Source organism: Methylobacterium sp. J-078 (assembly GCF_022829285.1).
GTDB lineage: Bacteria > Pseudomonadota > Alphaproteobacteria > Rhizobiales > Beijerinckiaceae > Methylobacterium.
The window spans coordinates 68,266-79,649 of record NZ_JAKSYI010000120.1 but is presented as its reverse complement, the minus strand read 5'-3'; the positions used below and the strand labels follow the sequence as shown (position 1 = coordinate 79,649).

The window sequence follows — 11,384 nt, the reverse complement described above, 5'->3', positions numbered from 1 at the left end:
TCGGCGCTCCGCCCAAAGTTCCGCTCCGGCAAAGGGCCCGCTCCGGGGCGGAAGGTCACGGGTGGTGAACGGAGCGAGCTCGCATGGTCATCCCCCCTGCCGCTCGTGCACCGGCTCCCAGTCCGGCCCGATCCGCCCCCAGCCGGGCAGCTTCAGGGCGGGCCGGCGCAGGTCGAGGCCCGCCACCAGCCCCAGGACGTTGACTTCGACCCCCTCGACCCAGCCGACGGTGAGGCCCGCATAGCCACCGAAACCGAGGCGCAGGCCCGTGCCGCTCGGCGTCCGCTCGAGAAGACGCCCGGGCGGCGTCCAGTCCTTGCCGAGGGCGGTCGGGGGCAGCGTCGCCACGGCATCCGGGATGCCGGCGAGGACATGGGCCGCGAAGGTGTTGGAGTTCGGCCCCGGCCAGACGCTGTAGGAACCGGGCGCGCGGTGCGGATAGGCGGCCACGGCTGTTTGGATACCGGGGATCGCCCGGGCCGCCGCCGTACCGTCGAGGGCGAGCACCGTCTCGGGCAGGTTCCCGAACCAGCGCCCGTCGGCGGCCCAGCCGTCCGTGCGCACCGGCAGACCCCAGCCGACGACGTCGTAGCGGGTGTAGCGCGCGGCGCCCGCGGGCTTGATCACGATCCAGCTGTGATGCGCGAAGATCCCGCGCCAGCGTCCGACCCGAGCCGCGTAGACCCGGACCAGGGCCGGATCGCCGGGCACCGGCGTCTTCAGGATCCCGGTGCTCGACCAGTCTGCCGCCGACCAGTCGGGGGAACGTCCGTCGCGCGCCAGCCACCAGAGCGCATGGGTGCCGAGTGGCAGCAGGAACAGAACCAGCAGGACGAAGAGGATTACGCGCAGGGCGAGGAGGAACAGGGCCGACATTCAAGTTGGATGTCGGTGGGCGGGGAGCATCCAGCAAGCGGTGCAACCGTCGCAGGCGCCGTAGGTGGTGCGCCGCCGCAACAGCCCCGGGAGATCGAGCAACGGACCAGCGAGCGGTATTGTAATACTATAACATGTGCGCAAAGAAACATTATAACGTGTTTGTGCGAGGCGTGATGCGGGTTCTGCGACGGAAGGGGATCTGGGCCGGAGCCGCGCTGGCGGGCATCGGTTTCGCGGCGATGCCGGCGAAAGCGCAACGGGCGGAAGCGACCCTGGAGGAACTCAGCGTCACCTCCCCGAGCCCCATCGTCACGCGGCCGGGCTCCGGACCCGCCGCCGGGCCGCCCGTCGGCGTCCTGCCGGTGGTGACGAACACGTTTTCCCCCGTGACGGTAGTCACCGCCGAGCAGATCGCCCGCGACCAGCCGCGCACGCTGGGCGATGCCCTGTCCGATCGTCCCGGCATCTCGGCCTCGACCTACGCGCCCGGCGCGGCGAGCCGCCCGATCATCCGCGGTCTCGACAACAACCGGGTCCGCATCCAGGAGAACGGCGTCGGCATCCAGGACGTGTCGGAGTTGGGGGAGGACCACGGCGTCCCGATCAACCCGCTGGTCGCCAACCGCATCGAGGTGATCCGGGGGCCGGCTTCCCTCCGCTTCGGCTCGCAGGCGATCGGCGGCGTGGTCAGCGCCGAGAACAACCGGGTGCCGACCTACATCCCCGCCAACGGCGTCTCGGGCTCGGCCACCACCGGGTTCTCGTCGGTGGACAACGGCCGCCTCGGCGCCGTGACAGTGGATGGGGGCTCCGGCAACGTGGCGGTCCATGCCGACGGCTTCCGGACCGCGGCCGACAGCTACGCCATTCCCGGCGGCATTCAGCGCAACTCCGCCAACGAAAGTCAGGGCGGCGCGGTGGGCATGTCATTCATCGGCGATCGCGGCTTCGTCGGCCTGTCCTACAGCCATTACGACGCGCTCTACCAGATTCCGGGCGGCGAGGCCGCCGAGAGCCGCACCCGCCTCGATCCCCGCCAAGATCGGCTGCTGGCCCGGGGCGAGTACCGCCCCCTCGACGGCCCCATCGCGGCCGTGCGCTTCTGGCTCGGCGGCTCGATCTACCGCCACGACGAGACCGGCCTCGGCGAGGACGGGGTCGACGGCATCCGCGCCACGTTCAAGAACCGCGAGGCGGAGGGGCGGATCGAGTTCCAGCACGTGCCCGTCGCCCTCCCCTTCGGCACGCTTACCGGCGCCCTCGGCGTCCAGGCCGGGCGGCGTACCCTCGGCACCGCGGGCGAGGCCGGCGGCTTGCTGGCGCCGACCGATTCACGCAGCAACGCCGTCTACCTGTTCGAGGAACTGGCGCTTGGCGGCGGCCTGCGCCTGCAGGCGGCGGGTCGCATCGAGGGCGACCGTTCGACGGGCACCGCCACGGCTTTCCCGGGCGACTACCTGCCCGTGGAGGGCGAGGAGCCCCTCGCCTTCGGGCGCCGCCGGAAGTTCGCTCCGAAGAGCGTCAGCTTCGGCGCCCTGCAGGACCTGCCCTACAGCTTCGTCGCCAGCCTGAACGGCTCCTTCGTCGAGCGCGCGCCCACCGCCTTCGAGCTGTACTCGCGCGGTGCGCATGACGCGACGGAGACCTTCGAGATCGGCGACGCCAACCTGAAGAAGGAGCGTGCGCGGACCGTGGAGGCCAGCATCCGCCGCGCGGAGGGGCCGCTGCGCCTCGACGCGACGGGCTACTACACGCGCTACACCGGGTTCATCTACAAGCGCGACACCGGCATCCGCTGCGGCGATGACTTCGCGTCCTGCGGCAGCGGCGACGAGTTGCAGCAGATCGTCTATTCGCAGCGCAATGCGACCTTTTACGGCGCGGAGATCGGTGCGCAGCTCGATCTGATCCCGGTGGGCAACGGCTTTGCCGGCCTTGACGCGCAGTACGATTTCGTGCGCGCCCAGTTCGACGACGGCACCTTCGTGCCGCGCATCCCGCCCCATCGCCTCGGCGGCGGCGCCTTCGTGCGCGCTGACGGGTGGTACGCCCGGGTGAACCTGCTTTACGCCTTCGCCCATACGGAGACCGCACCGATCGAGACGGTGACACCGGGCTTCGACGACCTGCGCGCGGAGGTGAGCTACACCAAGCCCCTCGATCCGGGTGTCTACGGCATGAGCGAGGTCACTCTCGGCCTCCAGGGCCGCAACCTCCTCGACGACCGCATCCGCAACTCGGCCTCGTTCAAGAAGGACGAGATCCTCCTGCCCGGACGCAACGTGCGCCTCTTCCTCACGGCGCGTTTCTGAAGTCCGGTCGGTCCACCTGGGTGATGGAAAAGATAAAGGCCGACGCCGAGCGCCAAGCGTGCTAGAAGAACTCAACCCCGCACGAGCCCGTGCCTTGGGCAACTCCAAGAGGCCCCAGTGGCAAACGCGTTCAAGAGCGGTGCGTCCCAATCGCGCTCAACCAACGACTTCAACGAACGCGCCAAGCAGCTCTCCGAGCGGCTCGGTGCGATCGAGAAGCCGATCCAGATGAAGCGCGGAAACGCGCCGCGCCGGACCTTCAAGTCGGGTCCCCGCCCCGAGGGCGAGACCGCCGAGCCGGTCGAGGCTCAGACCGAGGGGCATGAGGCCGCCGAGGGCGAGGGCGAGGACGCCGCGTCCGAGAACCGCACCGAAGCCTGATCGGCGCGCACAACATGAAAGGGCCGACGAATCCCGTCGGCCCTGCTCTCGATTCCACATTGTCTCAGGGCGCCCTTCGATGGCGCACCGCCCTTCAGCGACGTGCCTTGGCCTTGCGGGCCGCGTAGCGCGCGTCGCGGGCGGCCTTCTTCTCGGCGAGTTCGGCGGCCTTCCGCTCGGCAGCGGCCAAGGCCTCGGCCTCCTCGCGGGCGATCTGAGCGGCGAGTTCCGCCTCCTCACGCGCGCGTTTTTCCTCGGCTGCAGCCTTCTCGGCGGCGATCCGGGCGGATTCCCGCTCGCGGGCACGCTCTTCGCGGGCGCGGGCGATCTCGGCGCGGGCCTGCGCCTTGGCGATCATCTCCGGGTCATCGGCCGGAGGACGGGCCTTGAATTTTTCCAGCAGCATCTGCTTGGCGCTGAGGGAGTTCTTACGGCGGTCGTCGAAATTCCTGTAGTCGAAGGCGCCCATCTGACCTTTCTCATGTGGTGTGTCGCCCGCATCCGGCGTTGAGCACGCGCGGCATGGGGCCGTGGGAGGAATCAGGTTTTCGGCTGGTCTAGTCTCGCAGCAGCCCAATGCCTGACTGCCTGCCGGGAATCAACAGAAGCCGCCCTTCGGCGAGCGGCTTCCCAGAGATTGTTGAAACGATGCCTCAGCTCCGGGGCATCGCTGGACCGCGATCAGGCGGACTGAAGATTGCCGGCCGATTGCTTGCCGGTGCGGCGATCGTTCTCGATCTCGTAGGAGACCTTCTGACCCTCGATGAGGTTGCGCAGGCCGGCGCGCTCGACCGCGGAGATATGGACGAACACGTCCTTGCCGCCGTCATCCGGCTGAATGAAGCCGTAGCCCTTGGTCTCGTTGAACCATTTCACGGTGCCCGTGCTCATGGTGGTATCCTCCTCGAAGTGTCGTCTCACCAGCCACCGCTTGCCCGTGGCCCGCGTCGAAACGCGCGGCCATCCGTGGCGCAGGGTCGTCGGAATGGGATGGGATCGAAGCCACGCCCGCCACGACGGTCTGCTGGGCAGTCCTGACGAACGACACGTGGGCAACCCGGATGCGGACCGGCCATGATGCGATGGTGATAATTTGGGAATCCTGCGATGCGGGGACAAGGCGCCAGCCCCGGTCGGGTTCCGCGTGGGCGTGCGAAACGACACGGATTGGGCGCACGCGTCACGTGGGCATCCGCGGGATGGCCCTGTGCGGAAGGCCCTGGCAGGATGCCCGCCAAGGTTGCGACCCTGGAGCGTGACCGTTAGTCTGAAAGCCGACACATTTGCGCACGACTGGACTTAACGGCTTGGACACGGCCCGGCGGGATCATGCGCGCCGGGACCAGGACGGGGATCGCATGACCAAGTTCACGACGCGACCGGCCTCAGACCGGATCGCCCATTCGTGAGGCGGATTCGGGGGCGGGTCCACAACACGTCGATCCTGAGGCTCGCGCGCGCCGCGTGGCCGGTCGCTGCCGGTCTGGCCGGCGGCGCGGTTCCGGTCGCGCCGGCTCTGGCGTTCGACCTCTTCGGGCTGTTCGCCTCCGAGGAGGAGCCGCCGGCGCCGAGCGCCGGTGCGCTGCCCTACACGGTTAAGTTCCAGGGAGTCGACGACGAGGACGTCCTGCGCGCGCTCCAGGACACCTCGACCCTCCATCGGCTTCGGCAGGAGGCCCCGCCGGACGGTGAGGGCCTGGTGCGCCGCGCCGAGGCCGATCTGCGCCGCCTGGCCGACGTGCTCTCGGGATACGGCTACTACCAGGGCCGCGTCGCGATCCGGATCGACGGCGTCGCGCTGGCCGGCGAGCCCAGCGTCATCGTGGCCGCTCGCGCGGCGGAGGCGTCGCGTGGGCGCGCCCTCGTGCCGGTGAAGGTCGTGGTCGAGCCGGGTCCCCTCTACACCCTGCGCTCCATCGCGGTGCGCGATCCGCGGGGAACCGCTTTTTCGGAGGAGATCCTGCCCGAGCGTTTCACGCGCGTGGGTGAGGACGTGCCGGCTCGCTCGGCCACCGTGCTGGCCCGCGAGGCCCGGATCGTCGACCGCTTCCGGTCCCTCGGGCATCCCTTCGCCAAGGCCGTCGCGCGCGACCCCGTCGTGGACGACGCGGCCCACGTCATGGACGTGACCTACACGGTCGATCCGGGACCGATCGCGGGCCTCGGCGAGGTGGCGGTGCGCGGCACGAAGGACATCGACCCGGCGGTGGTCCGCTCCTTCATCTACGCGGAACCGGGCGACCCCTACACGCCCAAGGCCGTCTCGGACATCCGCCGCTCCGTGGCCAAGGTTGAAGGCCTCGGCTCCATCCGCGTGCGCGAGGGCGAGGCCCTGGACGGCGCGGGCAATCTGCCGATCTTCGTGGACGTCACCGAGCGCGAGAAGAACCTGATCGGCGTCTCGGCCCGCTTCTCCACGGTCGATGGGCCGGGAATCCGGGCCTATTACGCCAACCGCAACCTGTTCGGGGGCGGTGAGACCCTGCGGGTCGACGCGGACATCTACTACCTCGGCAACGACCTCTACGCGAAGCAGCGCAAGGCCGCCGGCATCGATTCGAACGGGCTCGGCGGCCGGCTCTCCGCCACCTTCGTCAAACCGGCCCTGTGGGGCACCCGCAACGACTTCATCGCCAACGTCTTCGCGGGCCGCGAGGCGCAGCAATCCTACGTCAGCGACGCGGCCGGCGGGACGGTGGCCGTGCGCCACCGCTTCTCGGACACGTTCTTCGCGCAGGTCGGCGTGGACGGTCAGGCCGGGCGCTCGCAGGATGCGCTGGGCAAGGTCGATTACCGTCTGATCGGCGTGCCGGTCTCGGTGTCCTACGATTCCACCGACAACCTGCTCGACCCCACCGAGGGCGTGCGGCTGACCGCTTCGGCGACGCCCTATGCGGGCTTCCTCGGCTCCGACCCGTCGATCTTCGTCGCCAAGGCGCAGGGCTCGACCTACTACGCCTTCGACGACGAGGGCCGCTACATCCTGGCCGGTCGCCTCGGCTTCGGCTCGATCTCGGGAGCGAATCTCGAGGATATCCCGGCCAACATCCGGTTCTTCGCCGGCGGCGGGGGCTCGGTACGCGGCTTCCCCTACCGGACGCTCGGGCCGCGCGGACCGTTCAACCTGCCCATCGGCGGGCGCAGCCTGCTCGAAGCCTCGGTGGAGGCGCGCATCAAGGTCACCGACACCATCGGCGTGGTGCCGTTCATCGACGCCGGCACGGCCTTCGCCGGCAGCCTGCCCGATTTCGACGAGCGCATCCGCTACGCGGTCGGCCTCGGCCTGCGCTACTACACCGGGATCGGCCCGATCCGCGTCGACGTCGCCTTCCCGATGGACCGCATCAAGGGCAATCACGAGCGCCCCGTGGCCCTGTACATCAGCCTGGGACAATCCTTCTGATGGGATTTCGGACCGCACTGAGCCCCTGGGTATCGCCCTTCCCCCGTCTGCGGGGGAAAGCCCGGCTCGCCGCCGCCGTCCTGTGCGTGTCCGTCTTGGCGACCGGTCCGGCCACCCGCACCCGCGCCGACGACGGCGAGAAGACGGTGCTCGGCGGCCTGCTCTCGAAGGCGCTGTCCACGCCTGGCTCCCGCGTCGCCATCGGAGCCGTCGACGGCGCCCTCTCCTCGGACGCCACGATCCGCGACGTGGCCATCAGCGACGCCAATGGCGTCTGGCTGAAGCTCGACCGGGCGCGCCTCGTCTGGCGCCGTCTCGCCCTGCTCTCGGGCCGGCTCGAGGTGGAGACCCTGGAGGTCGGCCGCCTCGAAGTCATCCGGCGGCCCCTCCCTGCCCCGGTCTCGGCCACTCCGGAGCCCGACGGTTCGCTGCTACCGGACCTGCCGGTCAAGGTCGAGGTCAAGGCGTTCAAGCTCGCCGAACTCGTGCTCGGCGAGGCCCTGGCCGGGCAGCCTGCGCGCCTGTCCGCCGCCGGCCGCGCCCGCCTCGGCGCGCCGGCCGAGGGGCTCGACCTCGACCTCAGCGTTCAGCGCCTCGACGCGCAGGGCCGATTCGGCGCCCGCCTGCTGTTCGTGCCGAAGGGTGAGACCCTCGAACTCAAGGCCACCCTGGTCGAGCCAGCCGGCGGCCTGCTCTCGAAGGCGGCGAACCTTCCCGGCACGCCCCCGATCAATCTCGATCTCGACGGGCGCGGCACCCTGGACGCCTGGAATGCCCGCCTCGATTTCGACGCCGGGCCGGAACTCGGCGCCAAGGGCTCGGCCCGGATCTCGCGCATCGGCAGCGAGCGGCGCCTCGCCCTCGATCTCGCCTCGCGCATCGAGGCGCTGCTGCCGGGGCCGGCGGCGGCGATCTTCTCCGGCACCACCAAGCTGGACGGCGGCCTGCGCTTTGCCGACAGCGGCGCCTTCGGCATCGATCGGCTCGAACTCGCCTCCCGCACCGCGCGCCTCGACGCGCGTGGAACGCTCAGCGCCGATCGCGTCGCCGACTTCCTGGTCTCCGCCCGGGCCGTGCCGACCGAAGGCGGTGTGACGCGCGCGGCGGATGCCGAACTCGACAGCCTGGTCTTCGATGGCACGCTGAAGGGGGCGATCGCCCGCCCCACCGTGAACGGAACCCTGAAGGCCGCCGGCCTGCGGGCCGACGGCAGCGCCCTGGAACGGATCGAGGCCGACATCGCGATGCTGCCGGCCGGGCCGGAGCCGAGCGCTGCCCGCTTCGCCCTCTCGGCCAACGCGAAGGTGGATGGCCTGCGTCTCGCCGACCCGGCCCTGCGTCGGGCGATCGGGACGCGGGCGGCCCTGACCTTCCGGGGAACGCTTCAGCCGGACGGCGTCGTCGAGGTGGCCAAGCTCGACCTCGACGGGCCGACCGCGCGGGCCTCCTACGCGGGCAAGGTCGGACAGAACACGCTCACCGGCGTCCTCGACGCCGCGCTCCCGGACCTGACGGCCTTGTCCGAGTTCGCCGGCCGGCCGCTGGCCGGGGCCCTCACGGCGCGCGCCGGCTTGAGCGGCGATCCGGCTCGCAAAGCGGTGACCGCTGATGTCGATCTGCGCACGAGCGGCCTCTCCCTCTCCGTGCCCGCCCTCGATCGAACACTCGGCAACGCTCCGCGCTTCAGCGGCCGTCTCTCGCAGGTCTATGACGGCTACGCCTTCGAGGGCGCCCGCTTCGAGGGTGCCGAGATCGTCGGGCGCCTGGAGGGCCGCGCCACCGCCCGCATCGCCGATGCCAAGCTCGTCGTGGACCTCAAGGACCTCGCGACCCTCGATCCGAAGCTCGCCGGCCGCGCCCTCCTCGACGGGCGCCTCACCGGCACCCTGGAAAAGCCGGACCTCACCGCGACGCTCACCGCTTCCGTGGCGCGCGCGCTGGGGCGCCCCATGCGCGATCTGCGGATCGAAACCGCCGTGAAGGACCTCACGGGCGCCCTCGACGGAACCCTGCGCCTGTCCGGCGATGTCGCGGGCAAGCCCCTGCACGGCGACGCGCACCTCGCCCGTCCTACGCCGGACGCATGGCGTCTCGACCGGCTGGCGTTCCAACTCGGATCGGTCGCGATCAACGGCGATGTGGCCCTGGATGCCCGCACCCTCCTGACGCAGGGGGCCCTGACCCTGTCGGCGGGCAACCTCGACGATCTCTCGCCCCTCGCACTGACACCATTGGCCGGCGCCCTCGATGCCGCCGTGACCTTGTCCCGCGACGGTGGCCGGCAGGATGCGGCGATTCGTGCGAAGGGCGGATCCCTGCGCGTCGGCGAAATCGGTCTGTCGCGACTCGATGCGGACCTCACGGGGCGCGATCTGACCGGGCGGCCCGTCATCGACGGCCGTGTGAACGCCGACCGGCTCGTCGCCGCCGGCCAGAGCCTGGACACCATCCGCCTCGCCGCCACCGGTGCGCCGAACGCCAGCGACATCACGCTCTCGGCCAAGGCGCGCGGGTTCGACCTCGACGGCGCGGCGCGCCTCGTGCCCGGCGAGCGGACCCGGATCGACATCGCGCGGTTCTCCGCCGCACGCGGCGGCGACCGGCTGGCGCTGGCGGGACCCGCGAGCGTTACCCTGGATGCCGGAAGCGCGCTGATCGAGAACCTCGTGGTGGCCGCCGGCAGCGGGCGTGTCAGCCTCTCGGGACGGGCCGGCCGCGACCTCGACCTCAAGCTCGGCATCCGCAGCCTGCCACTGGCGCTCGCGCGGATCGCCTCTCCCAGTCTGGCGCTCACCGGCACCCTCGACGGCGATGCCGACCTGCGCGGTTCCGCGAGCCGGCCGGAGGGCCGCTACGCCTTCACGGTGGCGCGGCTCGTCACGCCCGAAACGCGCAAGGCCGGCCTTCCGCCGATCGAGGCGCGTGCCAGCGGCACGGTCAGCGAGGGCCGCGCCGGGATCAACGGACGCGTCTCGGCCGGGCGCGGCGCGGAGATGACCGTCTCCGGTTCGCTGCCCGTCGCGGCGGGCGGCGCCCTCGCGGTGAAGCTGCGCGGCACCCTCGACGCCGCCTTGGCCAACAGCCTCCTCAGCGTCGGCGGCCAGCGCGTGGCCGGGCGGATCGCCCTCGATGCCGGTGTGACGGGAAACCTCGCGGCGCCGCGGGCCGAGGGTGTCGCCACCCTCACCGGCGGGTCCTTCACCGACCCGCTCCAGGGCATTCGCCTCACCAACATCGAGGGCCGCGTCACCGGGCGCGGCGACACCCTGGTGGTGGAGCGCCTGACGGCGCAGACCCGCAACGGCGGTGTTCTGCGGGGCGACGGCCGTGTGGCCCTGGAGCCCGCCGCGGGTTTCCCCGGCACCATCCGGGTCACTGCCGAGCGGGCCGAACTCGTCTCCAGCCCGCTGATGACGGCCGTGGCCAGCCTGAACCTCGCCCTGACCGGGCCGCTCGCCCGCACGCCGAAGGTTGCGGGACGGATCGATCTCGTCTCCGTCGACGTCTCGGTGCCCGACCGGCTGCCCGCCACCGTACAGCCCCTGCCCGAGATCCGCCGGGTCAACACCCCGCCCGACATCCGCGCCCGCCTCGACGCGCGGGCGGATCGCCGCGCCAAGATCGCGGCCCTCGGGCGCAAGGGTCGGAAGGCCGCGCCGCCCTTCGATGCGACGCTGGATGTCGCGGTGAACGCGCCGAACCGGATCTTCGTGCGCGGGCGCGGAATCGATGCGGAACTCGGCGGATCGCTGCGTCTGACCGGCTCTTCGCGCGATCCCGTGGCCACGGGCGATTTCAAGATGCGGCGCGGCCGCCTCAGCGTCGTCGGCCAGCGGCTCGACTTCACCCGGGGGCGCCTGACCTTCGGCGGCGAGATCGCCACGCCCGAGCTCGACTTCATCGCCGAGACCAAGGCCGCGGAGGTCACCGCCCGCATCGCGGTCACCGGTCCGGCCAACCAGCCGAGCTTCCTCCTCACCTCGGACCCCAGCCTGCCGCAGGACGAGGTGCTGTCGCGCCTGCTGTTCAAGAAGGCGTCCGGCGGCCTCTCGCCGTTCCAGGCGCTGCAGCTCGCACAGGCCGTGGCCCAGTTCTCGGGCGGGGCCGGCGGCGTCGACGTGTTCGAGCAGGCGCGCAAGGGGCTCGGCCTCGACAGCCTCGACGTCTCCACCGGCGCCAGCGGCGGACCGGCGCTCGGGGCCTCGCGCTACCTCAGCGACCGGCTCAGCGTCGGTGTGAAAGCGGGCGCGAAGCCCGCCGACACGGCCGCGACGGTGGATTACGACGTCACGCGCCGGATCAAGATCCAGGGCGAGGCCGGCAGCGACGGCCGCACCGCCGTCGGTGTCGGCGCCGAGTGGGAGTATTGAGCTTGGGTTCCGCCCGCCGCAGCGCGAGCCGGGCGGGCG

7 protein-coding genes are annotated in these 11,384 nt (G+C 71.2%); 4 read left to right on the top strand and 3 right to left on the bottom strand.

Features of this window, described 5'->3' with window-relative positions; translation table 11 throughout:
- Nucleotides 1-87: 87 nt before the first annotated feature.
- On the bottom strand, nucleotides 88-876 hold the full coding sequence (locus MKK58_RS20930; RefSeq protein WP_243914464.1) for a DUF3750 domain-containing protein: 789 nt from the start codon (nucleotides 874-876) through the stop codon (nucleotides 88-90).
- Between the two features lie 176 nt (nucleotides 877-1,052).
- Between MKK58_RS20930 and MKK58_RS20925 the strand changes: the two genes are divergently transcribed.
- Together MKK58_RS20925 and MKK58_RS20920 are read left to right on the top strand one after the other, a co-directional pair.
- Nucleotides 1,053-3,191 carry a TonB-dependent receptor gene (locus tag MKK58_RS20925; RefSeq protein ID WP_409565283.1) on the top strand — a complete coding sequence of 713 codons (2,139 nt, stop codon included), beginning with the start codon at nucleotides 1,053-1,055 and terminating at the stop codon, nucleotides 3,189-3,191.
- A 117-nt stretch (nucleotides 3,192-3,308) separates the two neighbouring features.
- Entirely contained in the window at nucleotides 3,309-3,572 is a 264-nt protein-coding gene (locus MKK58_RS20920; RefSeq protein ID WP_243914461.1) for a hypothetical protein, read from the top strand.
- Nucleotides 3,573-3,666: 94 nt separating this feature from the next.
- Here the strand turns inward: MKK58_RS20920 and MKK58_RS20915 are convergent, their stop codons facing one another.
- Nucleotides 3,667-4,041, bottom strand: a complete 375-nt coding sequence (locus tag MKK58_RS20915) for a DUF6481 family protein (protein ID WP_243914459.1) — start codon at nucleotides 4,039-4,041, stop codon at nucleotides 3,667-3,669.
- 212 nt (nucleotides 4,042-4,253) lie between these two features.
- A complete protein-coding gene (locus MKK58_RS20910; RefSeq protein WP_243914457.1) occupies nucleotides 4,254-4,463 on the bottom strand; it encodes a cold-shock protein in 210 nt (69 codons plus the stop codon).
- Between the two features lie 592 nt (nucleotides 4,464-5,055).
- Here MKK58_RS20910 and MKK58_RS20905 point away from each other — a divergent pair.
- Both MKK58_RS20905 and MKK58_RS20900 read left to right on the top strand, forming a co-directional pair.
- Complete coding sequence (locus tag MKK58_RS20905) at nucleotides 5,056-6,975, top strand: autotransporter assembly complex protein TamA (protein WP_243914804.1); 1,920 nt, start codon at nucleotides 5,056-5,058, stop codon at nucleotides 6,973-6,975.
- Complete coding sequence (locus tag MKK58_RS20900) at nucleotides 6,975-11,345, top strand: translocation/assembly module TamB domain-containing protein (protein ID WP_243914456.1); 4,371 nt, start codon at nucleotides 6,975-6,977, stop codon at nucleotides 11,343-11,345. The genes MKK58_RS20905 and MKK58_RS20900 overlap by 1 nt, the downstream gene beginning before the upstream one ends.
- The last annotated feature ends 39 nt before the right edge of the window (nucleotides 11,346-11,384 follow it).

What these genes read in the sequence shown, in the direction of transcription:
- MKK58_RS20925 (WP_409565283.1), top strand. Translation starts at nt 1,053, where the DNA reads ATGCGGGTTCTGCGACGGAAGGGGATCTGGGCCGGAGCCGCGCTGGCG.
- MKK58_RS20910 (WP_243914457.1), bottom strand. Translation starts at nt 4,463, where the DNA reads ATGAGCACGGGCACCGTGAAATGGTTCAACGAGACCAAGGGCTACGGC.
- MKK58_RS20915 (WP_243914459.1), bottom strand. Translation starts at nt 4,041, where the DNA reads ATGGGCGCCTTCGACTACAGGAATTTCGACGACCGCCGTAAGAACTCC.
- MKK58_RS20930 (WP_243914464.1), bottom strand. Translation starts at nt 876, where the DNA reads ATGTCGGCCCTGTTCCTCCTCGCCCTGCGCGTAATCCTCTTCGTCCTG.
- MKK58_RS20900 (WP_243914456.1), top strand. Translation starts at nt 6,975, where the DNA reads ATGGGATTTCGGACCGCACTGAGCCCCTGGGTATCGCCCTTCCCCCGT.